The following is a 26,113-nucleotide window of genomic DNA, read 5'->3' on the forward strand; positions in this document are numbered from 1 at the left end:
TATCACGCGCCCTCACCGGCATGGGCGCGGAGCAGCTCGTTGAGAGCACGAATGTCATCGAGTATCCCGCCGCACACCGCCCTCGAGCATTCGATCGTGGACTGGATGTAGACATCGATTTTCTGCTCTGTAAGTCGATCGACGATCTTTCCATAGTTCTCGAAAGCGACTGCGACCGGCTGATTGAGCGCGAAGTCGTTGAATCCCACCATGACAAAGGCGCGCCGAGCTCCAACGGCGAGGATGGCGTCCATGCGCTGGAGACTGTCATCCGTGCGATCGCCGCGGATACCGCGGTTCGCAATGCTCTTACCGGGAAGCCTGTCGTGCCATTCCGCCGCCTCGGTGAGGCTGTCGCCAACCATGACAATGTCAGCACGTGTATGGAAGGTCTCAAAGAGCGTGTTGCGCCGCCGCGGAGCGGTTGGAGCAAACCAGCGCCGCAACAACGGTTCGCCGACGATGCCTCTTGCGGCTCGCTCTAATGAGCTAAGCAATGCCGGCGATGCGGCCCTTCTCGTTCAAGGACCAGGACGCTTGGCCTGAGATTGGAGGCGGAGAGAAAGACCGAGCTCACGGGCTTTGCGATGAACTTCACCGGTTGATCGGCCGAGTTCAATTGCGATCTGAGATGCGCGCCGCTTCTGGGCCAGCATCCTCAGCCGCGATATCTCTTCCTCGGTCCAACGGCGCATTTTCGCCACCGCATTGCTATGCAAATTGCACAACTCGGTCGAGACGGACCCGTTCCTTGCGTTTTCGCCTTTGCTGTTGGTCGAATTGTTACAACAATTCTCGACAGCAACGGCCGTGAACCGGCTTCTCGCTCCGAAGAGCAACTTTGCCACGGTGAGATGAAGTTTGTTCGAGTTCCGCAGCCCAAAAAATACGCAGACTGGCAACCTGACTTTTTCTTGCCTCTATCGCCTACACCACGCTGTCGCCGATCAGGCCGAGTCCAACGCTAGCCAGCGTCGAGTTCGGGCACTTCGCTAAGCTTGCTTTGCTCGGAATGGTCTTCATACCCAGCTATCAACGCCGGATCTGCCTCGTATTCGCGCACGTCATCGGAGCGACGGCACTCTCGCTGCTATCGCTAGGGTCGACAGGCAAGCTAGCCTCAGTTCAATAGCCTGTCAGATTGGCGACGAGCCCCTCGTTTGAGGCGCTGACCTGGATGTGAATGACCGATCGTCCCTCGTCGTGGCGGTTCTTTCCCACCACCACCAGCGCAAAACTGTCGCTCCCCTTGAAGTCCGAGTTCGCGAAATAGCGAAATCCGGGACCGACCAATGTGAGCTCGCCGCCCTTCGGCTGCTCCGCGACGGACACGCTGTAGATTTGCATGGTCGACCAGCGAAGGCCCTGAATGCAGTTGGCGCCGGGCTTGATCGTCATCGACCAATCGATACTGTCGCCGGCGAGCTTGTAGGGCTGATGATCTCGCAGGCAATTTGGCGTCGCGTTGGCTTGCCCAATCAGAAGAGCGCCAATCATCGGCATAACGAGAGCGGGAAATGTGAACGGTTTCATTGGCGCCATCCTTTTTGAGGACGATGCGCCAACTCGGGCTAACGTTCGGTAAGTCCCGGCCGCAAATGGCCCGCGTTGGTAAATGTGACGCTAAGAACCCGTTCGCAGGTTTGCGAGACGACGCTGGCAAGACCGAACGCCGAACGGCTATATAGTCGGTTCGGCTGGTTCGTTCTAACCACTTGTCCTCCCACAATGCGAGACGAACTTGAAGATCGCAATCAATCTCGTCATGCTGGCCTGTACGCTCGTTCCGACCGCGGCGGCCGCCGGTCCAAGCGCCGAGGTCGCCCGCAAGTGCATGCATTATTCCTACGTCGCTTATCCGTATCAGCGCCCCGGGTCGGTGCGGATGCGCGGGGATCGCCAAGCCTATTTCAGGAGCTGTATGGAGAAGGAAGGCAACATTCCCGCTCCAGAGACGCCTTCCTCATCGGCACAACGCCAATCCTAGTGTGTCTGCGATGGGCGCCCCCGCAATCACTTGGGCGGCGTTCACTTGGATGACGTTTCAGCGTCGACCTTGCCGTTGTTGGCGACACATTTGTTGAAATAATCATGCTGAGTACGTCCCGACCCTTTTGCACTGCCGGCGGCGGGGTTGCCGGGCTCGCGTGGCGGAAACTGCTTGGCCGTCAATGCACTGCATTTTCGCGCGAGCTCGGCCGTGAGTGCGGATGCGTGCCCTGGAAGGGCACCGGCCGCAAGACACGTCACGGCCAGCAGCATCAAGGGCGATTTCCAGTTTGCGACCATGTGATTTTCCCGCACGACAACTTTTCTCGCGACCGGACCACGTGATCCGCCGCATCCAGCCATTCTAGTCGAGATGCATGGCGCCGATACAGCCGAAAATGCCGTATTCGTCGCAGGCGGATTGGTTTAATGTGACTGTCATGCACTCAAGAATGCCACCCAGGCGATGACCTCGGGCGACCTGATTCCAAACGATCCCGAACGGCCGGACCAGGCTCCTACGGAGATCCAATTCGCGCTCGTCATCGCCCGCATGATCGAGACGGTGGACAACAACCCCGAGCATTTGCGTCAGGCTATCTACGACCTCGCCCGCTACAAACTGCTGGAGCAGTTCACGCACGCGGACGCCAAGGATATCAAGCGCGCGCAGCAGGCGCTCGAGACCGCAATCCGCGGCGTTGAACATTTTTCGCAGCAGCAGCCGCTGATTGCGCCGTCGCCGACCAGAGTACGGCCCGAGGACGCTCCGGTCCGACTGGATCAGCTGCCAGGCGCTGTTGCCGCTCAGGCCGCGGAGGCACAGCCGACGCCGTCGGAGCCAGCCTGGCGCGTCGAACCGAAGCACGTGGCAGGTCGCGGCCGAAGTGCGCAGTTTGCGCTGATGCGACGAACTGCCGCGATGCTTGTCATCCTCGGCGGCGTTTTGCTCGCTGTCCAGCAACGGGAGCGGCTGTGGCACTTCACGCAAAACATCGCCCGGGATATTGCTCCTCAGGAAAGAACAATAGTCTCCTCGCCCCCGGTCCAACCCGCGAGCGCACCTGCGCCGACGCCTCCCCCGGCGAAGCCCGACCCGTTGCGGCCGACGGACTACGGCATTTACGCGGTCACCGACAATCGTCTCGTGGAGCTGCCGCTCCTCCCCGGCAAGCCACCAGATATTCGCGTTGCGGTGTCGGCCGCGCTCAAGGCACCGAGTCCGACCGTGCTGCCGAATGGACACCCGAAATTCGTCGTGTTCCGCCGCGATTCCTCGACCAATGCAGCGGATCGGGCCGAGGTTCGCATCCTGGCCAGAGTCGCCCGGGAATTTTCCGCCGAGGCCGCCGGAAAGAGGCCGGATGACGGCGAGGCGACTTGGGTGATACGGAACGTGTCGTTCCTGTTCCGTTCATCGCCGCTCCCAAATGCGCCCGAGATGTACGAGTTGCATAGTGAGGATCCGGAGCTTGAATTGGCGCCGGGTCGCTACGCCCTGATCCTCAGGGGACAAGCCTACGATTTCACGGTCCCAGGAGAGATCACCGATGCCAGGCATTGTATCGAGCGCGTGGTCCTGACCACCGGGGTTCTCTATACCGATTGCAAGAAGCCCTGACGCCTTCCAATTTGCAACGCGACGCCTAGCTAGGTTGGAGCTGTCGGTTAACCGCGTCGGATCGATGGAGGCAACAATGCGTTCGTCCCTGCTCACGGCTCTCGTCATAGCAATGCTCGGCACCTCTACGGCGGCAGAGGCTCAGGGAACGCAGCAACAGGGGCAGAGGGGCCAGCCACAATCCGCGCGCCGGCCGGTTGCAACCCAGCCGAGCAACAATCCGTTCCAAAATCCCATTGGGCAAGGCGTGCCGCCGGCGGTCTCGGTGAATCCCAATATCAACAACAACAACAGCGGGCTGACCAATCCGCCGCGCTGAGCATTCGGCGGCGGCATCGCACGTCAGTGCAAGCGAAAATCTTCACCGCCGAACACACAGCATCGCAGTACAGCAGCAAGCCTACTCCGCGCTGACTTCGACCTCGATCGACGAATTGCCCGAAATCCGCATCGACGATCCCGTGATGCTCAGCTTGAAGGAGTCGCTTCCGCGAGCGCCCTGATTGGACAAGTAGCGGAACGAAGGTCCCTGGATGATGATCTGCCCTGATTTTGGCATCTCAGTGATGGCGATGTGATCGATCATGATCGTCGACCAGCGCAAGCCCTGGATGCACTGCCCGCCCGAAGCGATTTTGATCGACCAGCGAACCGTGTCGGACTGCAGCTTGAATGGCTCCGGATGCAGGAGACATGTTCCCCCGGCCAGGGCCGCCGTCGGAGACAGCGCCAAGACAAGAACAAAGGTGCGAAGCCCCGCTCTAATCAAGCTCCGCGACAAAGAATGACCTGGCGGTGCGCACTTGACCAACTTCAGCCAAAACCAAGCTGCGAACATTTTGGCGCGCCCGTGACGCTCGCGGAGCATGCGGCGGTTTCCAGATGCGTGCACCGCTGCGACAGCGTGACCTAGTATTGTACGCTCAAGCGTCAACATAACCATCGATATGCCTCGTTCTGGCCGTAAGCAAGTCAGCCAGTAACGTCCGGGCAAACCTCGACGAGATGGCCTCATCCCGTGACGCTCAGGTTTCTGACCAGTTTGAGTCCAAGCAGTGCATCGAATCGTTACGATCCAGTATTTGCGTGCCGTCGCCGCAACCGGCGTGGTGGTGCACCACTTCATAGGTCCCGCCTACTTCGATTCAGGCTTGAAGCAACCGCCCTCAATTGGTGAAGCGGGCGTCGATCTGTTCTTCGTGATCAGCGGGTTCATCATGTGGACCACGACGGGGCGCAGGCAGATCGGACCGCAGGAGTTCATGTGGCATCGCATCCTTCGTATCGTGCCGCTCTATTGGCTCTTCACTCTCGCCTATTTCCTAACCACGCTAGCCAGCAAGCACAGCCCTATCTCCACCCTCGACGTCATCAGGTCCCTATTCTTCGTTCCATGGTTCGACGGCCATTTGAGCCAGCGGATTTCTGCGTTCTATTTTCTTGGATGGACGCTGATGTACGAAATGTTCTTTTATTGTGTATTCGCCGTTACACTCGTCCTGCCGAGGGCATTGCAGCTCAAAGCGATCGTCGGATGCCTTTCTGCACTGATCGTCGTTGGCCTGCTTTTCGATTTTAAGGGAGGAATGTCTTTCGCCTATACGAGCCCGCTCCTCTTAGAATTTATGGCGGGATGCATCATCGGGAGGCTGTACGAGGCCAACTGCACTGCTCCGAAGCCATTGGCACTTGTTCTGATTGGCGGAGGCCTAGTTGTTTTGGTCCTGTCAGCAACGAACATGCCGGACAATTTACTTGAGAGAGCGCTGACCTGGGGTCTGTCATCAGCACTAATCGTTATGGGGATATTGAGCTTCGAGTTTGACGCGGAGAAACGTTTCAGCAATACGGCATTTCTGCTCGGAAACGCGTCCTACTCTATCTACCTCTCACACATCATCATTCTCCTTGTATTCAATTTGGCGATGAAGAGGACAGGGATGATACACGGCTTCGGCATTGATCAGACCTTCAGTTCGGCCGCCGCCTTTTACGGAATTTGCGGTAGCGCGTTGGCGCTTCTGGGCGGCGTGGCCGTCTACCAGCTCATAGAGCGGCCAGTGTCAAAGCTAATTGTGCTCGGCCTCGCGCAAAGAAGACCCGTTGAGGTGCCCGTTGTTCGAGAGAGGCTTTAACCCTTCGATCAACTGCCCTTGTTTTCTGGTTCCGCCGGGCTTTTCAGAAGTTCCCCACGTGGTATTATTACATCAGTACTATTCATTGATTTAGTGGCCGCGCGCCACATTCGCCAAATTCTGGGGCAGCACGTTGCGGATAAAGCTCGTTTTGGGGTGCCTAATACTTGTGCTGGCTTTGCCGATCGCCCTCATGAAGACAGGGCAGCCGATCGACGGCTGGCTGAAATATAGATCGATGCCCCCTTCTAGCCCTCGAGAGCGCGAAATACAGTTGGCGTTTGCCGACGGAAGTCTTTCGCCCCAGCAGCGATTTATTCAGCTGATAAAGTATTTTTCCGATGGCTTCTTTCGGCACGCGACCACGAATTTCGAGCGGGTAAACTATCCGGGCATCGGTGGCGGAGCAGGCTTTTCCGTCAACGGAATCGAGGGATTTGCCAGAACTGCGGTTTTGCTCGCGGCTTGGGTTCACGCTACTCGTTCGGAAGCTGAACCGAGCGAAGAGCGCCAAACAATAATTTCGGCTTTGAAGTCCGGCATATTGACTGGGACCGATCCTCAGTCCCGCTACTTTTGGGGGCAGATTGGTGACGACGATCAACGTGTCGTCGAGGGGGCCGATGTCGCCCGCGTTCTGTATCTCACGCGCGATGAGTTGTGGGAGAAGCTCTCTCCCCTGCAGCAAAATCAGATCGCGAAATGGCTGGAGACAGGGATTTTTGTGGAGACTTTGCACAACAATTGGCTTCTGTTTCCGGTTGCAATCAACCATGTCCTGAAGAGCCTTGGCCGCGGAACTCAGAGGGGTGACGCTGCAGCATTTGCAAAGTACCAGGATTTTAAGTCCAATTATCTTGAGAACGGTTGGTTCTTCGACAAACCGGAAGGCGTCGACTATTACAATGCGTGGGGCATCACCTATGAGCTCTTTTGGCTCAACCGGCTCTCACCAGACTTCGATTCCGATTTCATTAGAAGGGCGCTAACAGAATCCGCGGCGCTCACTTCGCATCTCATTGGGCCATCCGGCATTCCCATCATGGGCCGCAGCGTGTGCTATCGCACAGCGATACCCGTGCCCCTAATTGCAGTTTCGCTTATCGAGGACACTCCTCAGACCAGGGGAATGGCGCTTCGAGCGCTCGACCTGGTCTGGCAACATTTCATATCTCATGACGCTCTCCGTGACGGTGGTCTTACGCAGGGCTATTTCGACAACGATGCCCGGTTTGTTGACGTCTACACGGGGACAGGTAGCTGTCACTGGGGGCTGAGATCACTTACTCTCGCGCTTTTGCATAATGATCCAGACTCATTTTGGAAAAGCCAAGAACAGCCGATGCCCATTGAACTGGGATCCTTTCACATCGAGCTTCCGCGCCTGGGTTGGATCTTGAACGGCAATCACTCAACCGGCGAAATCACCATCGAGATTTTAAGCAACACCAAGGTTAAGCCACCGTGTGCCGACTACGGTTTCTCCCGGCGCTTGGCCGAGTTGGTTTCAAGACGTCCCCGGCGGCCGAATAACCACGCCGCTCAGTACGAAGCTCGGATCTATAGCACAGCTGAGCCTTATCCTCTGCGGGCCTGCAATTCCTGGCTTTGAGTTACTATTTGCAAGCTTCGCGCCCGCCCCCTTCACGACAACAAAAATTGGTCCAACGCCTGGACATACACCTCAGCCACCTGAGAATGCGTCACGAAGCAAGCCGCTGAAAATGACGTACCACAGGCCCAAACACTGGCGGTAGACGCGGATGAGGCCAGGCAAGGCAGGCCAAGCTGCGCAGTCTTGAACTTGATGAGCCATCACAAGTTTGGAGCACGAAAGAAAGAACTAAACACAAGCGGGAGAGCGCCTGCTCCGACAGGCCAATGAAGCCCGCAGCGGCCCTGGCCGAGTCGAAAGACTCTGGACGATCTCGCGACACAAAAGAATTTGCACATCTCCAGATCATCCATTTCCGCAGATTCAATAAGGCGATCGTTCGGCGTTCGCCGTCGGGATAGAACAGATCATCGCAATGCCTTCGCATTGTAGGAAGAAGATATCGATGCCGAGGCACGCTGAAAATAATCGGAATGGAACGGCACACTAGATCTAGCTTCATCAATTTTCTAACGAATGCGGAACGGTAGACAACAATGGTAAACCCGCCATGTATCGCAGGATATATGGCTCGATCGCCTTCTCGACCCTAGCTTTTCTCCGAAGCCGACCGAGGCCTCTTACAGATTGACCTTGCGAGGGAGCCGACGATGTCGTGGCCCTAGCGGCAACTTCCAGCCGACATACATCGAAGCTCGAAATCACGAAGATCGACAGAATTTTGTCATATTAGCTATGCCGGGAAAAATGACTTGCTCGGATTTTACGAGGACAATAAACTTCGCACATAATGAGCTAATCTATCTTCATCTTGGAATTTCAGTCCGAATTTTGAGCACGATGAAGAATTCTTGGGCACTCGCCACAGAGAGGCCCGCAACGACTTTTAGTCATTCACCGGCTATCTGCTGAAACCAAGAATGGAACTGTTCGTGGCTAAGGACTCGACGTTGGCTTCGCAATGCGCTCCGAAGAGGCTTCTCGTAACCGGCGGAGCGGGTTTCATCGGCTCGGCCGTGGTGCGTCGCCTCATCGAGACCACGTCGAGTGACGTCCTCGTCGTCGACAAGCTCACCTACGCGGGCAATCTGGATTCGCTTCGGCCTGTCTCCGCGAATCCGCGGTACCGCTTCGAGCAAGCCGACATCGCCGATGCTGCGGCCATGCGACGAATTGTGACGGCGTTCGCACCGGACGTTGTCATGCATCTTGCGGCCGAAAGTCACGTCGACCGCTCGATCGACGGGCCCGGCGAGTTCATTCAAACCAACGTCGTCGGCACCTTTGCACTGCTTCAGGCGGCCCTGGAGTACTGGCGGAAGCTGCCGTCGCAACGCAAGGACGGCTTTCGTTTCCATCACATCTCGACCGACGAGGTTTTTGGCTCGCTGGGTGCCACCGGCTACTTCAGCGAAGAGACGGCCTATCAGCCCAACTCCCCCTATTCCGCGTCCAAGGCCGCGTCCGATCACCTTGTTCGCGCCTGGCATCACACTTACGGCCTGCCAGTCGTGATCACGAACTGCTCCAACAATTACGGCCCCTACCACTTTCCCGAAAAGCTGATTCCGCTGACGATTATCAATGCACTGGAAGGCAAGCCGCTCCCGGTCTACGGCAAGGGTGAAAACATCCGCGACTGGCTTCATGTGGATGACCACGCGGAGGCACTCCTGCTTGTTGCTCACAAAGGCGCCACGGGACAGTGCTACAACATAGGCGGCCACAATGAGGCCACAAATATCGATGTTGTCAGGGCGATCTGCGCATTGGTCGATGAGCTCGCCCCCAATCCGTCGATCGGCCCGCGCGAACGGCTGATCACCTTTGTGGCGGACCGCCCGGGCCACGATGCACGCTATGCGATCGACGCTGCGAAGATAGCGCGAGAGCTGGGCTGGAAACCAAGGCACAGTTTTGAGAGCGGATTGCGCCAAACCGTGCAATGGTATCTCGACAATAAGACATGGTGGGAACGCGTGAGGACGGGCACCTATCGAGGCGAGCGGCTTGGCCTCGCAGTCTAGGGTCTTCAGCGTCCAGGATTTACCATGCTCAATGTCGTTCCTACCGCCATCGAGGCCGTCAAGGTCATCACGCCCAAATCGTTCGGCGATGTCCGCGGGCACTTCAGCGAGACGTACAACCAGCAGCGGTTTTTCGAGCACGGCATCACGCTGAATTTCATTCAGGACAATCAGGCCTTCTCGAAGGAGGCGGGCACCATCCGCGGCCTCCATTTCCAAACGCCCCCCGCCGCCCAGGACAAGTTGCTGCGCGTGTTGCACGGGAGCGTCGTTGACGTCGCAGTCGACTTGCGGCGCTCGTCGCCCACTTATGGAAAGTGGGTCTCGGAAGTGCTTTCGGCCGAAAACGGCAAACAGCTTCTGATCCCGGCCGGCTTTGCCCACGGCTATTGCACGCTGGAACCCGACACGGTCGTCCTCTACAAAGTAACCGCCTACTGGTCTCCGAAGGACGAGCGTGGCCTTGCCTGGGATGATCCGGATCTCGCGATCGATTGGCAGATGCCGCGAGACAAGTCTCTGCTCGCAGAGAAAGATACCCGCTGGCCACAGCTGAAGGCCCTGCCGACTTATTTCGATTGACTGGCGGCCTGAGTTAAGAGGGACAGATAAGGTATGAAGGTCGCAGTCACCGGCGGTGGTGGATATGTTGGATCGCACGTTGTGCCGGCCTTGCGAAAGGCGGGGCATCAGGTCGTCTCGATAGGACGACATCCATCTGGTGGCGACACTTCCGGACACCTCGCGGCTGACATCTTCGATGGCGACCCCGATCTGTACCGCCGACTCGGCAGCCCGGATGTTTGCATCCATCTCGCCTGGGAATTCGGCTTTGATCACGCCAACCCCGCCCACTTCGCGAATGTCGACAAGCATTACCGGTTCATGGAAACGATGCTGCGCGGCGGCCTGAAGCATCTTGTCACCGCCGGCACGGTGCACGAGATCGGCTTTCACGTCGGGGCGGTCAGCGAGGCGACGCCGGCGTCGCCGCGCCACCCCTATGGCATCGCCAAGAACTATTTGCGCCAACTTCAGGACTGGCTCTGCACGCAGCACGGCGCCGTGAGCCAGTGGTTGCGGTGCTACTACATCACCGGGGACGATCGTCGGAACAATTCCATCTTTGCCAAACTCCTGAAGGCAGCCGAAGAAGGCCAGAAGACGTTCCCGCTCAACAGCGGTGAGCTGCTCTGCGATTTCATCGATGTAGAGGAACTCGCGGGACAGATCGTCAAGGTGTCGTCACAGACGGAGGTCACAGGAGTGATCAACTGCTGCTCGGGCACACCGACATCCCTGCGAACGCGGGTCACGAAGTTCGTTTCCGACAACAACCTCGATATCGAGTTGCAATGGGGCAAGTTTCCGATGCGTCCGTACGATTCGCCGGCAGTCTGGGGCGACGTGACCAAGCTGACGGCGGCCCTCGCTGCGGCATCAGGACAGAAGAATTGAGATCTCGCGATCGACAAGTCCCGAAAGGATCATGAGATGACTGCGATTACCAAAGGCATCGTTCTTGCGGGTGGCAGCGGCACGCGCCTGCACCCGATGACGATCTCGGCGTCGAAGCAGCTACTGCCGATCTACGACAAACCGTTGATCTACTACCCGCTGTCGGTCCTGATGCTGGCCGGAATTCGCGATGTCCTGATCATCTCTACGCCGAGCGACCTGCCGAGATTCCGGCAGCTGCTGGGTGACGGCGAGAAATGGGGAATGTCGTTCAGCTATGCCGAACAGCCGAGCCCGGACGGGCTTGCGCAGGCCTATATCATCGGCGCCGACTTCGTCGCCGGTCAATCGTCCGCACTCGTCCTGGGCGACAATCTCTTCTACGGCCACGATCTGGTTCCGGTGCTGCGGCGGGCCAACCGCCAGGTCGATGGAGCGACGATTTTCGCCTATCACGTCAGCGATCCTCAGGCCTACGGCGTGGTGGAATTCGACCAGCGCAACGTGGCCGTATCGATCGAGGAGAAGCCACGCGAACCACGATCGAACTGGGCGGTGACCGGGCTCTATTTCTACGACCGGGAAGTCGTCGATATCGCCGCGAATCTGAAGCCTTCGAAGCGAGGTGAGCTTGAGATCACCGATGTCAACCGCGCCTACCTCGAACGGAAGCAACTGCGTGTCGAGAGAATGGGGCGTGGCTTTGCCTGGCTCGATACCGGTACGCCCGACAACATGCTCGAAGCGGCAGAGTTCGTCCGCGTGCTCGAAAAACGCCAAGGCTACAAGATCTGCTGTCCCGAGGAGATCGCCTATCGCTCCGGCTGGATCTCGGCCGATCAACTACAGCGCCTGGCGGAGCCGATCGCCAAGAGCGCCTATGGACAGTATTTGTTGCGCGTCTGCGCAATGCCTAAAGAGGATTATCTTTCTTGAGCGATGCTTCAGCCCCCAATCAGCTCCAGCTAAGGCCAGCGATGCACTGGAAGGTATTGACGCCGTTTAGCCCCTCGACGACGACGGGCTGGATACCCTCCTACATCTCCGATCCGAGCCTGACGTTCGAGGTGATCCCGTCCGACTATGATCATGATCGGTCTCGCCGCCTGTCCGGCTTGCGCGAGTGGATCGACTACGCGCGTCATGCCGTTCGGGCGTGGTTCAAGACGCCTTCGAAACCCGACGAGCAATTCGGCTATCTCACGAGCTTTCCTCAACTGCCGATCTGTCTCGCGCTGATCAAGCGCCTCACCTTTTCGAAGGTGCCGATCGTCGCATGGTGCTTCAATCTCGGATCGACCTACGATGGAGCCAAGGGCGTGCTCGCCCGTTTCGCTTCGCGCGCCATCGACATCTTCGTCGTTCATTCGACGGCCGAGATCGATATCTATTCGAAATGGCTGCGGCTGCCCCGGGACAAATTCATCTACGTTCCACTCTCGGTGGAAATGAAGGCATTGCCGCCGGTCGCCGGCGACACGGATCGTTTCGTGTTGGCGCTGGGAACGGCCAACCGCGACTACGACGGCCTGGTGAAGGCCCTCACTCCTCTCGGATACCGGACCATCATCGTCTCCGGCCCCAAGGCCATGGAAAACGTGCAACTGCCCGCCTTCATCGAACACAGGAGCGGCCTGCCGCTCGAGGAATGCCACAAGCTGAGTCGCGCCGCCGATCTCATCGTGATCCCACTCAAGGAGGTCGAGGCCGCCTCCGGCCAGGTCAGCTTCCTCGAGACCATGATGTTCGGACGGCCGGTGGTCGTGACGCGCGCACCGGGTACGGTCGACTATATCGAGGACGGCGAGACCGGGCTCCTGGTCGAGCCCGGCGACATCGAAGGCCTGCGCAGCGCGATTGCAAAACTATGGAACGATGAAGATCTTCGCCTGAGGCTCGGAAGCGCGGCCAGAACAAGCGTCGAGAATTCGTCCACGTTCCGGGCCGTCGCCCCGAAGATGTGCCAGGTACTTCATACGTTTGCAGCCCGATAGAAAGGCCACTTCTTGGCCAGCGCAACGAGCCCCACAATGCATCGAGATAACAATTTCAATTTCATCCGCGCCGTTGCTGCATTTGCGGTGCTGGTCTCGCATGCTTTTCCCATCGCGTGGGGTTCGCGCACCGTGCAGCCATTCGAGGCAGAGCTCCACATGCATGGAGGCTTGGGAACGCTTGCCGTCATTGTCTTCTTTACCGTCTCGGGCTATTTCATCACGCAAAGCGCAGTTCGCAGCAAGAGCACTTTCGATTTCTGGACGGCACGGTTTCTGCGGATTTATCCCGGCCTGTTTATTTCGCTGCTGCTGACAGTCTTGCTCGGTGTCGGCCTCTCCACACTGGATTTCGCGCAGTATTTTTCCACGCGAGGAACCTTCTCCTACGTTCCCTCCGGACTATCGCTCCTTTGGGTGCAATATGAGCTACCCGGCGTATTTGACGGCAACCCGTTCCCACAACTGGTGAATGGTTCGCTCTGGACACTCTTTTATGAAGTCCTCTGCTATGTGATGGTCTCGGTTCTGGCCGTGCTCGGCATTCTCCAGAGCAAGACTGCGCGTGCCGCTTTCTTTGCCACCTACCTGGTCCTGTATGTCGTAGCAAAGCTGATGCTGATGTCAGGTCTCTTTCCCGGTTGGGTCAGCAAAGGCGCCATCAATTTCCTGACCCACCTGTTGGATCTGAGCCCGGCTTTCGTCATCGGAATGCTGTTCTACGCTTACCGTGATCGGCTGCCGCTCAACTTCGCGATCTGCGCAACGCTCCTCGCGTGCACGGCATTGTCGGCCAACACGCCATTCTACCGCGAGATGATCCTGTTCTCCGTCGCCTTCTGCACGTTCTACATAGGTTTTCGGTCACTCAAGGTGCTCTATCCCTTCAATAACCTTGGCGACTATTCCTACGGAATCTACATTTACGCTTTCCCCATCGAGCAACTTGTAGCCTACTTCTTCAACGGCATTTCGCCGCTAGGCATCATTGCGATCGCTACGCCGCTCACGATCGGGATCAGCGCCGCATCGTGGCACACGATCGAGGCTCCCGCTCTGGCGCTTCGCTCCAGGATCGCGCCGCTCATGTCGATGAAACGGGCCAAGGTCTCGACCTAAAGCATGATCCGAAAAGGTGCGCAGCGGCTTTCCGACAAGATCATGCGCAAACAACAAGCTAAAGCGCGATGACGATTCATCCTGATCTCATCCTGCTTTAGAGCCTGACGGCGACGAGCTCAGGCAGGCGCGAAGCCGTCGCGACGCTTAAGTCTGGGTCGACTGTTTTTCCAGCTTGAGCTTGCGATCGAACTTCGTCGCCACGCCGAGGATGTAGCCGAGGAATCCGATGTTGGCCAAGGAGCCGGCCAAGCTGAAGAGCGCAACCGGCACGATCGGGTCGGTCTTGACGAAGAAGTTGATCGAGAGGGCGCCAAGCCTCACGATGATGCTCAGTATCTCATAAACCAGGTACGCGGGCTGGACGCGATAGACCGACGCTGCCGCAAAGGCGGGTCTCGTGATGATCGCGGTCAGAAACACGAAGGACAGGAACTGGCTGTAAGTCCCCGCTTCAGTCCATTTGGCGCCGAAGACCAAGCCGAAGATCTGCGGGCCAAGGAGGATCAGAATCCCGAAAGGCAACGCCGTGATCGCACACAGCGCACCGGTCGCCTTGAGGAGCAATGGACGCGTTTCCTGGCCGTGATTTGCGAGCTCGGCCAGCCGCGGAAAGAAGACGTCGTTGATCGTCTTTGCGAGCAGCCAGGCGGGAGCTCCCAATGCGGAATTGCACAAGGAGAAAAAGCCCGCGGCGACGTGGCCGTGGAAGACCGCCAGCAGCAGAAGCGGACTGCTTTGCGATACCGCGCTGACCAACGTCTGCGGCGCCCTGAACAGCGGGAAGTCGACATATCGGCGGGCCATGAGCCGCGTTCGTTGCACGGAGACCCACGCCGGCCAGCGTTGACGACCGACGTTCAACCAAAGCAGAAATACGATCGAGCTGAACGGGCTCGCGAGCAGCGACACGAGGATCAACGCGAAAGCCGTAGGCCAGAATACGCCGACCAGCACTTTCGAAAGGCTCACGACGATCGCCTGGGCGATGATGACCCTGGCAGATGTGGCGTATCGCTTCTTTCGGAGCATCCATTGCTGGGCCGCCTGTAGCAGGGCTTCAAAGACCACCTGAAGCGGCAGCACAAACAGGAGAAATTGCGTGGTCTCGACGTGACCGAGCCAACCCAGGTAAAGGCCGATGCCCAGCAACAACGCGGCGGCAACGGCAAACGACGACAGCAAGCTCACCCAGACCAGCGCCAGAGCATCGTCGTCATGGGCCGGCAGCACGATGGCGGCGGAGTAAGTCAGCGTCGCGACCGCGTTGACGAGCACGACGATCGCCATGAACGTCCCAAGCGCGCCGAAGGCCGCCGGGTCGAACAACCGACTGAGGATCGGCGACGCCGCGACGGTGATCACCTGAGCCGCGGCCGTGCCCGTCAGCACCACGGCGATGCTACGCACCAGTGGACGGCCCCAGTAACTGCGGATCAAGCTGGTTAACGACATGCAGGGCTTGTTCTAGCGAGAGAGCCTATCGTCACGGATAGACGGCCCAAGGTTAGAGCCTACGAAGCGACGATATTTCAACGCCGCCCCCTCCGTTTCTGGCCCGGTCGAGATGCAGATTGTCGCAAATGGAGCGGTTCGGCGCAGCCCAATGCGATGAAGACGGCGCTCACTAGCACATCGGATTGGAGGCCGAAAGGCGGATATCGCCACCCTCGAGGCGGGTGTCAATGCGCCTCCGAGGTCCTTGCCTCGACACCCGATATCAGCGGAAAGATGGACTTGACCGCCGCCAGGCTACCCTTCTCCGAGAAGTGGCCATAGTCGATATAAAGCAGTCCCGCGCTCGTCTTGAAGGAGCAAAGGGTCTTCTCACACAGGAGATCGAAGGGGGAGATATAGTGGGCTCCCTCCGATTGTAGCCTTATTTTTTGTTCCAGGGCTTCGTCGTAGTTGGCGGCGTACCAGTTCGACCTCTCCTTCAGCCTGACGGCCAGCGCGCGTGTATCGATCCCGAATTCTGGAGACTGGCCAAAAACGAAGACGTCGGCACCGGCGGCCTCGATCTGTCGAACGGTGTCGCGGAGATCGAAACCGCCGCGGGTCGTCAGAAGGCCCCACCGCGCGCTCAGGATGACCTTCTTGATGCCGAGCTGCTTGATGATCTCCAGACCGTGGGCGTTGAAGGCTTGGCAATTCGGCAGCTTGTAGGAGAAATACTTAAGGACGGGGGGACAGCCGGCCGCAGTATACTGATAGATGTTCGCATTCACCTGCGTGCCGTACGCGATGATGCCAGGCACGTAGTGCGCGGCGAACGAGTCACCCCAAAGCAGCACGTTCTCGCTATATCCGTGCGTCAGCGCGCACTTCTTTGCGTCCCACTTCTCGAATGTCTGCGATCCGTCCAGAAAACAGACTCCATTTCGCCACAACCCAGGACCGGCCGCGGCAGCCACCTGCATGTCGGGAAATCTTGCAGGAAATCCTGCCGACAGCGTGCCGACGGATCCGAGCATCACCAGGAACGCGACCGCGGCGCCCCAGGACGCAAAAACGACCTTTCGCGTCATCACGGCCCCGCCTCGCCTGAATGGCGTTTCGATGAACCTCCAGGAGAGAATGGCCAAGACGAAGCTGGCTACGATGATGAACAGGACCTGGAGCGCCTGGGGGTTCTGCAACAGATAGTACCGCATCATGACCGTGATCGGCCAATGAACGAGATAAAGTGAATAAGAGATCAGGCCAACCAGCACCAATGGCCGGACACTCAGGAGCCGTCCAACCCGTGTTGCGTTATCGGTTCCGGCGAATATGACGAGAAAGCTTCCGATGCATGGAAGCAATGCGGACACGCCCGGAAAGGGTGTCGCGTCACTGTAGGAGAAGACGCAGAAGCCGATCAGCGCGAGGCCTGCGGCTGCCAATAGTTCAGCCAGCCACGGAGCAGGCCTCGGAGGCGGCGTGAGCACCAGCATCGCCCCGAGCAGAATCTCCCAGGCGCGGGTCGGCAAGAGGTAGAAGTTCGCGGTTGGCGCGGTGTAGGTCGCCGAGATGCTCAGCAGCAACGAGAGCAGAAGGATCGGCCAGAACAGATAACGCCACGTCCGCTCAAAGAAGTACCTGCTCGCCACCATCGAGAGCGGCATCAGGATGTAAAACTGCTCTTCGACGGACAGCGACCAGGTATGCAGGAGCGGCCGAAACAGCGACGACGCATCGAAGTAGCTCGAGCTCCGCCAAAAATAGACATTCGAGACTGAAAGGACCGAAGCGATCAGGCTATTGGATAAATCAACCAGTTCTTGCGGCAGCAGGAGAAAAAGTGCTGCCGCAAAAGTGAGGCAGAGCGTGGCCACCAAGGCGGGAAATATTCTTCGAAATCTGCGCTCAGCCGGCGATTGAAAAATGACCAAATTCTATTTCCGCGCGAATCCCCTTGGTGATGACGTAGCCGGAGATGACGAAGAAAACGTCGACTCCGACGAAGCCTCCCGAGAAATAGGGGACCCCTGCGTGAAAGAAAAGAACAGGAAGAACTGCGACAGCTCTCAAGCCATCGATGTCAGCACGGTACTGCATAAGATTCCGGGAAGAAATTCGCAGTTCTCTTGTGTGGACAAAAGTTGTCATTTCCGTGGAATGGTTTTCGGAACCATCACAAATGATGACCGTTTCCGCATGCGCGGAAGCCGAAATGACGGGCATGGAGGCGCTAAGATTAATGCAGAGAGGCATGGCCATCGGTCCTCGAGCGCTGGCACCGACAGCGCCGATCGGATAAAGTGAAAGCCAATTTCGACCTGCTATTTACCCCGGATCGGCGACGAATAGATGAACCTCGCAAGAGCAGCGCTCTTTTGGCTCTTAGCCACTCGTACCAGCGCCGAAATCGTCATAGGACTTTTCGGCAGAACGAGTGGCGGCGATGAGGGTGGCTATTCGCTCGGCGCGCTGTTCAATATTGCGGCGCTTCTGATCGCAACGGTGGCGTTGCTCTATTGGTCCCGTTCGCGGTCAAAGCTGCCCATCCTGATTTGGGCGCCCTACCTTGTCGTTGCTGCCGGTTCGCTCGCCTATACCACAGAGCTGGGGGACAGCGTAAAACTATTGATGAGCACGTTGACGTTCCCGGCAATCTTTTTGTCGGCATTCATCCTGCTGCGAACAATAGAGGACGTGGCCAATCTATTCCTTTGCATCATCTACTCGTCGATCATTTCGACTATAGTGGCCTTCTACCAAATTGCGACCGGAGGCCTCGGAGGACTCTCTGGCGATCGGCTGCAATCGACGTTCGCCCATCCGAACGTCTTTGCGTTCTATTTGATCGCCGTCATATGCGCGATTTTGTACTATAATTTGATCGCTCATCGCTACATCACGGCGACATGGCGAGTGTTCCTGTTTTCCTACATGTTCGTCTTGCTTGCCTTTCTGCTTATAACTCAAACTCGGGCGGCATGGCTCGGAATGGCCGCCTTCATCGTCATCTACGCAGTCGGCGTTGACCGCAAGCTGCTTGTGGCTCTGCCTTTCGCTCCGCTTGTCTTGATGCTCCCGGTTGTTTCCCAGCGTTTCGAAGGCATCGGGGCCGAGCCTACAATCACCTTCGAGGACGTCCAAAGCGGCTATGTGGTCGCCAATTCCTACGGTTGGCGTCAGCTTCTCTGGGGACGTGCGTTGGAGGACTCCGCAGACGCCCGCGTGCTCGGCAAGGGCCTTGGCACGCTCGGCAAAAATGCTCTTCACTTCTTCCCGCTCTCAGAGCACGCAACTGAGGCTCACAGTGCTTATGTCCAGACGATCTACGAACTTGGGATCGTTGGATTGCTCGGCTACTTGATACTCTACCTCGGGGTCATTGGTGCGGTTTTCATCTACAGACGCCGTGCCCCCCGTCTGGCGTACATCGTCATCGGCTTCGGGGTCGTCAATCTGCTTATCAGCTACTCAGATAATCTGCCCTATTATCTGTCATACAACTGGTACGTTTGGGCCATATTCGGCGCGGATTTCGCGCTGCGATTTGGTGTCCTCCAACCAGCACCGAGACGGCTCCAGACATTTGCCGAAATGCCATCTTCCTCTGCAACAGCGGCTCAGCCAAGGTAGGCGCTGGTGTCAGCAGTATTTAGCCAATCTCTTCGTCACCTAATCTCAACGGAAAGACCATGAATTCCCAGTCAGCAGACCCGTCAAGCGCCGGCATCAGGCCTGTCATCGGATTTCTGACCTTGGCGATCGGTGCCCGGGATTACATCGACCAAGCCTACTACCTCGGCCTGTCGCTCAAGGCCAACATGCCGCGATATCCGATAGCCGTCGTCACGGATGATGAAACTGGAAGGCTGGCCAGCATCTACGATCACGTCGTTCCCGCACGACGGTCGCTTGGGCGGGGCGTTCGCCAGAAGATGTACATTGACCAGTACACGCCCTTCGAAGAGACATTGTTCATCGATGCCGATTGCATTGCGGCTCGGTCCTTCGAACGTGAGCTGGACGAAGTTCGCAGGTTCGACTTCACCCCGGTTGTTCAAAGACATCTTCGGCCAGGCGATCGCGATGAATACTTCCTGGATTTGCCGGACCTAATGAAGCGCATGGATCTGCGTGCCCTGCCGAAGTTCAACGGCGGCGTCTACTTTTTCCGAAGGTCTGCTGTCAGTAACCGCGTGTTCGAAGCTGCCCGCCGCATTCAAAGCGAGCCTGCCGAATTTGGGCTGAAGGCATTCGACGCAACCGGACCTGGCGACGAACCTGCCTATGCGCTCGCCATGGCGCGCTACGACATCTCCGGATATGAGGATCAAGGTCGCCTAATGCGGACGCCTGTGGGCCTTCGCGGCATGCTGTCGATTGATCCTGTACAAGGAGAATGCAACTTTGTGAGGGCGGAGGGGCGCGTTACGCCCGCAATTTGCCATTTCGCCGGCGACTACCGCTTCATGCCCGAATATTATTGCGCACGGGTAGCACTGGAGCGGCGCTGCCCGGTCGAAGCTGTTCCATTCTATTTGCAGGGCCTCATTCGGGTGGAGCTAGCACGACAACGGCTAGCTCGCCGGGTTCGGTGGCTTCGCGGCTCGGCGGAGAGGCGCCTCGCATTGATCTTCACAATGATGGGGCTTCGTACCTTATCGAAGGAGCCCGTAATCCGTCGCTAGGTTTGGGAGAAGCCTTTGCGGCCCCAGACGCGCACAAAGACTAGGCCACCGAAGAGATCAAAGATTGATCTGAACGCCCTCTGCGCGATCGGCTCTATGGCAACAGCGATGAAAGCGGCAGCCAGCACCATCGCAACAAGAGTAAGTCCGAGCGCGGGGTAACGATCAAGACCCATGCGAACAAGATATCCCATCAAGGCTCCACCTACTGCGTTGTGCAACAGATATAGAGGGTATGTTGTCAGGCCCAAGGTCCGAGCAACGGCTAACGCTTTCTTCTGATCGCGAAAGACGTAGTTGAATTTCGCTGACATATACAGCAGGGCAACACTGGCAAGCCAAATGTATGCTCCGGTAAAAGCACCATTCTGAGCTACACACCCGATAGTCACGAAAGAAAGCGAAATCCATCGCCACGTAGTTGATCGATCGAAGATCAAGAGCCATATCACGACGCCTACCGCGAAGAAGCACCCGTGACAAATCAACAACAACTCCATCACTCGTTCATGGGGTAAGGGCAACAGTGGCTCTCCGGTCAGGAACGACCAGCTTCTTCGCGCGAGCCAGAATACCGTGCTTACGCCTCCCACGAAGATGATCGAGCCCTCGAGCCATCTAAATCTCTTGAGAAGAAGTAGTAGGTAGACCAACGCGTAAAACGCGATTTCTATGGGCAGCGTCCAATATACCCAGTCGAGCCATGGACCGAATGGCGAGATCAGCAAGGATTTCACGAGCTTTACGAGAAGAACCGAGACTGGCTCGGCATTCACGGCGAGCAACGCAGCGAACGACAGCGGGGCGATCAGCCATACAGCCGGGACAAGCCTCACAAAGCGTCCTCGGAGAAAATCGTAAGCCGTAGAACCATGCGCTGAATAGGCGATGATAAATCCAGAAATTACAAAGAAGATCTGTACGCCTACCGAACCAAATTCGAAAAACCGTAGCTCTTGAAACTGCACCGAGGATTTGGCTGCAGTTCGTGCTGTAGCTCCTGGGCCCCCGGCCCAGACAAAGAAGCAAAGATGAAAACACATCACAGTTAGTGATGCAGAGAATCTAAGTAGGTCGACGCCTAAAATCTGCTTTGCCGGCAATTTATGAGAGGCATCGAGGGACGAAGGGGCGGTTTGCGGCATCTTTCACTACTAAGCTGAAATCACACAAAGTATAGGGTAGCGTCGGGCGCAGGCGACCACTCCCGACCGCCTAGAACTCAGTGGGATGGCTTTGCTCTGCCCCTCGCCCTGATCTAAGCGTCGTCATCTAAGCACTTTTCTCAAAGGATAGGGACCGTTACATCGCGCTTGAGTTAACGCCGCAAAGAACGCGCACTCCGTTCGATGGGCTGCGCCGCTCCACGAAGAAGCGCATCGGCCGGCCCTTGGTCGCAAAAACGCCAAGGGCTCAGCTCAAGTCGCCTGCAAGGCTTCGATTTGTTCGCGAGCCAAGTATGACGAATACTATTAGCAGCAACGCAAGGATCTAAGGCGTCGAACTGCTGACGCTCCTCGCGCCCAGGCCCGTGGTACCACTATTGAAAAAGTTATTGGACGGGTTGGTGACGCTGTTTGCGAGGAAAGTCTGCAAGGTGCTCGACCCGCCGAAGCGATTGGTCAACGGATCCACCTGGCCACCGCTGGCACCACCGGAGAAGCCGCCCGCGCCGCCGCCAACGCTGCCGATCAGCTGGTTCCCGGTAATGGCTGCATATTGCTGCTTCGCATCGGCCGAGTTCGTGCCGACGATCTGCGTTTGGATGTCGCTGGCGAAGTTGGGATCCGGGCGGATGCACTGGTTTGCCGCGAGCCCGAGGCCCGTCCCGATCGCCTTCTGCAAGTCGGAACTCGGAAGTGGATCCGTCTTCAAGAGGCCGATGACCAAAGGCAGCGTGGCGGGGTCGCTGATGAGGAGATCCCGAACATCAGCCGTCACCTCTCCGGGCGGGCGCTGCGAACCAGCGCTTCCCAAAAGTGACGAAGGATTGGCCGTGAAATCGGCAATCTTCTGAGGGGACGCGGCTCCCGGACTGCAAGCCGCGGAGGCTTGCTGAGCCCCTCCGACCACCGCCAGCAGGAACACTGCTGACATCACCCCCCTAAAGCCAACGCGAAAATCCCCAAGAAATGCTGCCATTGTCATTAGACACCAAACTGTCAAACGGCGCTTGCCGCAATTATTAATAACCTATTGACATTGATAGCACATTTCGATCGTTCCGTCCAGAGATCATGGAACAGACAACCGATCGCTCCCGCCGGACGACTGGGCCAATCCGGTTCCAAGTAACACCATGATACTTATGGAAAATCCAGGAATTTGCAGGGAGAAGTCCAAGAGCGAATGGAGGAGCCCGAGCATTCCTGCCCAAAAGGCCATCACGGGAAACACGCGGTCGCGCCGGCGACGGGCCATGGCACGTGCCAGAGAGGCCATCACAGCGACCCAAACGGCGGCGATCAGTCCGGCGAAGGGCAGGCCCATTTCGGCTGCGAGCTCTAGCGGGGTGCTGTGGGCGCGATCCCATACCCCTCCGATAGGCACTTCGCGGCTGCGATATTCTGGGAAAACCCACCTGAATGTGCCGAGCCCGGTCCCGAGAAGAGGGTATTCCCGGATGATCTCAAGCGTCGATCTGTAGGCCTCCGCCCGGCCGCCGCCGGAAAGCCCTCCCGTATCGAATCGCGTGTTGACGGATCCGCCCAAGACCGAACTCAGCAGGACAGCAGCGCCGACAATCGTCACAACGGCCATCGCGGCGGCCCGCCAGCTGCGGACCCAGACGCGGTAGTACGACAGCACGCCTCCGGCGATGACCAGAAGCGTGGTGCTGGTGCCGAGCCGCGAGCCTGTCATGAAGCTGGCCGAGAGCGTCAAGAAGAAAGCGACGGAGCAGATCAACGTTCGACGCGATGGACGTTCGAACAAGGCCCGAATGATGTGGCGTCGCGAGACCTCGCGGAGCCTCAGGCTCCGGGCGCAAAGCAGCAACCACGCCAAAGCGCTTGCCCCCAGATACACAGCAGCCGTGTTGGCGTTGATGAAAGTCGTCGTCAGGACGTCGCGATAGGCCACCTTCTCGAGCCAGAGCACATGATCAGGCACAGCAAGAAAGCTGACAATTCCATACACCCCATAGAAGAGGCCGGACCAGGCGAAGATCTCGAGGAGCAAGGCCGCAGACCACCTGCTCCGGCCGAGGCAAATCCCGCAGAACAGCGCAAGCGTATTGGCGATCTGGGCTCCGGCCGCGCTGCTCGGCAGATCGCGTACCGCACTGATACGAGCGGTTGGCTCGGTGCCGAGCAGCGCCGAACTATCGCGCCAAATCGGATGGGCAAGCGCAGCAAGAGATGGCGACAGCGGGATGAGCTGCAACGTGACTACCAGCAGCCAGCTGCAGATCACGAGGCCGAACACCGCAAGCACGGCGAGGCCACAGACATTGCGCCACACGCAATACAAGGCTATTGCCGCCAGCAGGGTAACCCAAACCGCCAGCACGTTGTTCTGTACCGAGCCAAATATCAGCGGCACCGCAGCGAGCACGAGCCCGAGAGCGTAGGTTGCCAATCTTTCGCTGAGGGGTATCTCGATTGCGGCAGCCGTCTGCTCTTCAGCTGCAGCCTCCTGCCGCCCAGCAAATATTTGCGACTGTCCAGACATCGCTAATCGGCCTGAACCGACCGCGACTGCCTACGATAAACGTCCGGCACGAGCGAGAAGTTGATGGCCGCGCGCAGATCGACCGGGTCTGAGATCACGCGCTGTTGCAGCAGCAGCCTCTGAAACTCCTGCCATCGCCCCAGATCGAGCTCAGCCATCCTCGCCCCAAAGGGCCTGATCAGATCGCGCTGCTGCTCGAGCATAGTCATCGAGCGTTCTGGCGTCGCTGCGCGCCCAATCGCCGCAGCAACGAGCGCAGCCGTTCGACGTGGATCAAGATCGGCTCGCGCCCAGGATGCAAGAAGCGCGGAGACGAAGGTTTCGGCCGAACTGGACGACCTTGCCAGCATCTGCGTCGAGGCGATGTAGACCGTCCCCGGAATGTGGATCTTGAAGGCCCCTGGATCGAGTACACGATAGGGAAGCTTGAGCCGGCGCAACTCCGCGCCCTCAACTTCCAGGTAGCCGGCCAGAACATCGATGGCACCAGCCATGAGCTGTTCCACCGTGCCGGTGGCTTCGGTCGCCTTAACCAGGCTGCGCTGCACGGCGTTTCGGCTGATGAGCGCTTCGACGACAAACCCGACCTCGCTCGACGCCCTGTAAGCCAGAGTCTTGCCAACCAAATCCGAGGGGGTCTGCAAGGACGTCGTGTCGAGCGCGAACAGGCGGATTGAGCTTGCAACATAGGAACCGGCGATCGCGACAACCGGCATACCTGCGGCGCGCGCTCGCAGAAATGCCATCGCGGAGACATGCCCGATGATGCGATCGCTGGCAGCTACGGCCTTCACCACGTCGTCGTCATCAACGCCGACCTCGAGGCGTGAAGACAACCCGGCCTTCTGAAAAAGGCCATCGTTGATACCAAGCACGAGGCCAGCGGCAGCCTCGGTCAGCGGACCATTCCACTTGATGATCAGCGCTTGCGAGGCCGATTTAGCTTCCTTGACTGCGATGGGCGACCATTCTCTGACCAAGAGAGAGGCCGCAATCAAGGACATGAGCCCGACGAGCACGCCCAACAACATCGCACGCGGAAAGAATCTCCTCGAGATGGATCGTGATGGCCTGCCGTGGGCACGCCACCCGTCCCGTCTTGGTCTTCCATGGCGCCTAGTTGGCATATTCGCGAAATGAATACTGAAAATCGGAGTAGGAGAAGATTCCGAGGATGTGTTGCTGACGACGATAACCGCCAACCGACATCGTCGTGCAGCTATCAGTCTTGTAGTAGCAGGCTCGAATCCGGATCTGCTTGCCGCAGTGATTGTCGAGAATGAGGATGTGATTGAAGACGTTCTTGTTGAGCGCCTGACTTTCCGCCGTCGACGACACGGTGAGACATGGCTTACCGGTCGGATCGAGGCTGCGGGGGCGCGAGACCGTGAAACTCTTGGGCTGCGTCAGCGGAGAACTCGTCGCGAACTTGCCGGAGCCACCGACCGTTTCCTCGGACAAAGGTTGGTTGGCGAGACTTGCCTGTCCGAATGCAGGCCCGCCTCCGACGCAGATCGTGCCCAGCACAAATGCCACTAAGATCTCGCGCAAGCAATTCGCGCGACCGGCGAAGGTGAGGACCGTTCCGATGGCTCGAGCCATCGTCTTTTCAAGCATGACTGCGCGCATCTTCCGCATCACGTTCCAAATTATTGCTGCCATCCCAATGGGTCGCGCAACTTCACTCCGGGCACCGCAAGATCCGCACCTTCAGCACGGGCCATGCGCGCAAATTGATATCGCATGGTCGGATCCGTCCACTCCAGCTCCGACAGCAATTTATCGCGAATAGGCCAGCCCGCCCCCAAAACGTTACGCACGGCGGTGGCGAGCAGGCCCGAGTTCACCAATGTGGCAAATTCGGTGCGGACGGCACGCTTTTGATCTTCCGCCAACAACTCATAAACCGCAAGGGAATAGACATTTCGACGGACGGCTATCCATCCCTCAGCCGGGGCCAGCCGGTACGACATCGCAAGGCTGGCAAGCTCCGGTCCGGCCGGAACTCCCTGGTTGATCCGTATCCAGTACCGGATGAACCAGAGGAAGCCTTCGGTCGGAGCACATGTGATCGCCTTGTCGAGTGCTTCGCGCGCTCCGATGAGCTGTTGATCTGCCCGCTTCGGGTCAGCCGCGGCCACCGCCTCCTCGTATAGACGGGTACGAATGATCACGTCGCTGCGGAGCTCAATTGGATTGCACGGGACCCGCTGTTCGGCGGCTTTCAGCTCGGGCAGCAACGCTTCGAGCCGATCGAACCGATCCGAAGCCAAAATTCGCGTGGCGACTCCATTCAGGCGCGTCTCGTTATCGGGGTGGAGGAGGAAAAACACACCCCATCCCCCTGCCAGGAGA

General features: G+C 58.1%; 26 protein-coding genes. 13 read left to right on the forward strand and 13 right to left on the reverse strand.

The window, feature by feature from the left end; translation table 11 throughout:
- Positions 1-2: 2 nt before the first annotated feature.
- The gene (locus QA642_RS37670; RefSeq protein WP_283081424.1) at positions 3-446 is read right to left on the reverse strand and encodes a GDSL-type esterase/lipase family protein; all 444 of its coding nucleotides are present in this window, start codon (positions 444-446) and stop codon (positions 3-5) included.
- A 679-nt stretch (positions 447-1,125) separates the two neighbouring features.
- The gene (locus QA642_RS37675; RefSeq protein WP_283081425.1) at positions 1,126-1,533 is read right to left on the reverse strand and encodes an Ig-like domain-containing protein; all 408 of its coding nucleotides are present in this window, start codon (positions 1,531-1,533) and stop codon (positions 1,126-1,128) included.
- 208 nt (positions 1,534-1,741) lie between these two features.
- On the opposite strand from QA642_RS37675, the gene QA642_RS37680 reads away from it, so the two are divergent.
- Positions 1,742-1,987 carry a hypothetical protein gene (locus QA642_RS37680; RefSeq protein WP_283081426.1) on the forward strand — a complete coding sequence of 82 codons (246 nt, stop codon included), beginning with the start codon at positions 1,742-1,744 and terminating at the stop codon, positions 1,985-1,987.
- A gap of 41 nt (positions 1,988-2,028) precedes the next feature.
- On the opposite strand, the gene QA642_RS37685 is transcribed toward QA642_RS37680, so the two are convergent.
- Complete coding sequence (locus tag QA642_RS37685; protein WP_283081427.1) at positions 2,029-2,289, reverse strand: hypothetical protein; 261 nt, start codon at positions 2,287-2,289, stop codon at positions 2,029-2,031.
- 166 nt (positions 2,290-2,455) lie between these two features.
- On the opposite strand from QA642_RS37685, the gene QA642_RS37690 reads away from it, so the two are divergent.
- Together QA642_RS37690 and QA642_RS37695 are read left to right on the forward strand one after the other, a co-directional pair.
- Positions 2,456-3,610 (forward strand): hypothetical protein, encoded by a 1,155-nt coding sequence (locus QA642_RS37690; RefSeq protein ID WP_283081428.1) that lies wholly within the window; start codon positions 2,456-2,458, stop codon positions 3,608-3,610.
- A gap of 76 nt (positions 3,611-3,686) precedes the next feature.
- Positions 3,687-3,929 carry a hypothetical protein gene (locus tag QA642_RS37695; RefSeq protein WP_283081429.1) on the forward strand — a complete coding sequence of 81 codons (243 nt, stop codon included), beginning with the start codon at positions 3,687-3,689 and terminating at the stop codon, positions 3,927-3,929.
- Between the two features lie 81 nt (positions 3,930-4,010).
- Here QA642_RS37695 and QA642_RS37700 read toward each other — a convergent pair whose 3' ends face one another.
- Entirely contained in the window at positions 4,011-4,478 is a 468-nt protein-coding gene (locus QA642_RS37700; RefSeq protein WP_283081430.1) for a hypothetical protein, read from the reverse strand.
- A gap of 187 nt (positions 4,479-4,665) precedes the next feature.
- Here QA642_RS37700 and QA642_RS37705 point away from each other — a divergent pair, with 187 nt between their 5' ends.
- The 8 genes from QA642_RS37705 (at position 4,666) to QA642_RS37740 (ending at position 13,958) form a co-directional block, all read left to right on the forward strand.
- Positions 4,666-5,745 (forward strand): acyltransferase, encoded by a 1,080-nt coding sequence (locus QA642_RS37705; protein ID WP_283081431.1) that lies wholly within the window; start codon positions 4,666-4,668, stop codon positions 5,743-5,745.
- A 193-nt stretch (positions 5,746-5,938) separates the two neighbouring features.
- Positions 5,939-7,357: a DUF2264 domain-containing protein gene (locus tag QA642_RS37710; protein WP_283081432.1), complete on the forward strand. Its 1,419-nt coding sequence runs from the start codon at positions 5,939-5,941 to the stop codon at positions 7,355-7,357.
- 923 nt (positions 7,358-8,280) lie between these two features.
- Positions 8,281-9,387: a dTDP-glucose 4,6-dehydratase gene (rfbB, locus tag QA642_RS37715; protein ID WP_283081433.1), complete on the forward strand. Its 1,107-nt coding sequence runs from the start codon at positions 8,281-8,283 to the stop codon at positions 9,385-9,387.
- 24 nt (positions 9,388-9,411) lie between these two features.
- On the forward strand, positions 9,412-9,969 hold the full coding sequence (gene rfbC / locus QA642_RS37720) for a dTDP-4-dehydrorhamnose 3,5-epimerase (protein ID WP_283081434.1): 558 nt from the start codon (positions 9,412-9,414) through the stop codon (positions 9,967-9,969).
- Between the two features lie 33 nt (positions 9,970-10,002).
- A complete protein-coding gene (locus QA642_RS37725) occupies positions 10,003-10,845 on the forward strand; it encodes an NAD(P)-dependent oxidoreductase (RefSeq protein WP_283081435.1) in 843 nt (280 codons plus the stop codon).
- A gap of 36 nt (positions 10,846-10,881) precedes the next feature.
- Entirely contained in the window at positions 10,882-11,781 is a 900-nt protein-coding gene (gene rfbA, locus QA642_RS37730) for a glucose-1-phosphate thymidylyltransferase RfbA (protein ID WP_283081436.1), read from the forward strand.
- Positions 11,778-12,839 carry a glycosyltransferase family 4 protein gene (locus QA642_RS37735; protein ID WP_283081437.1) on the forward strand — a complete coding sequence of 354 codons (1,062 nt, stop codon included), beginning with the start codon at positions 11,778-11,780 and terminating at the stop codon, positions 12,837-12,839. Before rfbA ends, QA642_RS37735 begins: the two co-directional genes overlap by 4 nt.
- A gap of 36 nt (positions 12,840-12,875) precedes the next feature.
- On the forward strand, positions 12,876-13,958 hold the full coding sequence (locus QA642_RS37740; RefSeq protein ID WP_283081438.1) for an acyltransferase: 1,083 nt from the start codon (positions 12,876-12,878) through the stop codon (positions 13,956-13,958).
- Positions 13,959-14,105: 147 nt separating this feature from the next.
- On the opposite strand, the gene QA642_RS37745 is transcribed toward QA642_RS37740, so the two are convergent.
- The 3 genes from QA642_RS37745 to QA642_RS37755 all read right to left on the reverse strand — a co-directional run bounded on the left by QA642_RS37745 (position 14,106) and on the right by QA642_RS37755 (position 17,660).
- Positions 14,106-15,368, reverse strand: coding sequence for an oligosaccharide flippase family protein (locus tag QA642_RS37745; RefSeq protein ID WP_283081439.1), 1,263 nt, complete (start codon positions 15,366-15,368; stop codon positions 14,106-14,108).
- A 272-nt stretch (positions 15,369-15,640) separates the two neighbouring features.
- Positions 15,641-17,275: an acyltransferase family protein gene (locus QA642_RS37750; protein ID WP_283087063.1), complete on the reverse strand. Its 1,635-nt coding sequence runs from the start codon at positions 17,273-17,275 to the stop codon at positions 15,641-15,643.
- Positions 17,276-17,306: 31 nt separating this feature from the next.
- Positions 17,307-17,660, reverse strand: a complete 354-nt coding sequence (locus tag QA642_RS37755; protein WP_283081440.1) for an acyltransferase — start codon at positions 17,658-17,660, stop codon at positions 17,307-17,309.
- Between the two features lie 90 nt (positions 17,661-17,750).
- Between QA642_RS37755 and QA642_RS37760 the strand changes: the two genes are divergently transcribed.
- Both QA642_RS37760 and QA642_RS37765 read left to right on the forward strand, forming a co-directional pair.
- Complete coding sequence (locus tag QA642_RS37760; protein WP_283081441.1) at positions 17,751-19,031, forward strand: O-antigen ligase family protein; 1,281 nt, start codon at positions 17,751-17,753, stop codon at positions 19,029-19,031.
- A gap of 59 nt (positions 19,032-19,090) precedes the next feature.
- On the forward strand, positions 19,091-20,086 hold the full coding sequence (locus QA642_RS37765; RefSeq protein ID WP_283081442.1) for a hypothetical protein: 996 nt from the start codon (positions 19,091-19,093) through the stop codon (positions 20,084-20,086).
- Here QA642_RS37765 and QA642_RS37770 read toward each other — a convergent pair.
- The 6 genes from QA642_RS37770 to QA642_RS37795 all read right to left on the reverse strand — a co-directional run bounded on the left by QA642_RS37770 (position 20,083) and on the right by QA642_RS37795 (position 26,091).
- On the reverse strand, positions 20,083-21,231 hold the full coding sequence (locus QA642_RS37770; RefSeq protein ID WP_283081443.1) for an acyltransferase: 1,149 nt from the start codon (positions 21,229-21,231) through the stop codon (positions 20,083-20,085). The genes QA642_RS37765 and QA642_RS37770 overlap by 4 nt on opposite strands.
- Before the next feature lie 346 nt (positions 21,232-21,577).
- Complete coding sequence (locus tag QA642_RS37775; protein ID WP_283081444.1) at positions 21,578-22,228, reverse strand: hypothetical protein; 651 nt, start codon at positions 22,226-22,228, stop codon at positions 21,578-21,580.
- Positions 22,229-22,321: 93 nt separating this feature from the next.
- Positions 22,322-23,758: an O-antigen ligase family protein gene (locus tag QA642_RS37780; protein WP_283081445.1), complete on the reverse strand. Its 1,437-nt coding sequence runs from the start codon at positions 23,756-23,758 to the stop codon at positions 22,322-22,324.
- A 2-nt stretch (positions 23,759-23,760) separates the two neighbouring features.
- A complete protein-coding gene (locus QA642_RS37785) occupies positions 23,761-24,777 on the reverse strand; it encodes an ABC transporter substrate-binding protein (protein ID WP_283087064.1) in 1,017 nt (338 codons plus the stop codon).
- 97 nt (positions 24,778-24,874) lie between these two features.
- Complete coding sequence (locus QA642_RS37790) at positions 24,875-25,387, reverse strand: hypothetical protein (RefSeq protein WP_283081446.1); 513 nt, start codon at positions 25,385-25,387, stop codon at positions 24,875-24,877.
- Positions 25,388-25,407: 20 nt separating this feature from the next.
- On the reverse strand, positions 25,408-26,091 hold the full coding sequence (locus QA642_RS37795) for a hypothetical protein (RefSeq protein WP_283081447.1): 684 nt from the start codon (positions 26,089-26,091) through the stop codon (positions 25,408-25,410).
- Between the last annotated feature and the right edge of the window lie 22 nt (positions 26,092-26,113).

The organism is Bradyrhizobium sp. CB2312, from assembly GCF_029714425.1.
GTDB lineage: Bacteria > Pseudomonadota > Alphaproteobacteria > Rhizobiales > Xanthobacteraceae > Bradyrhizobium.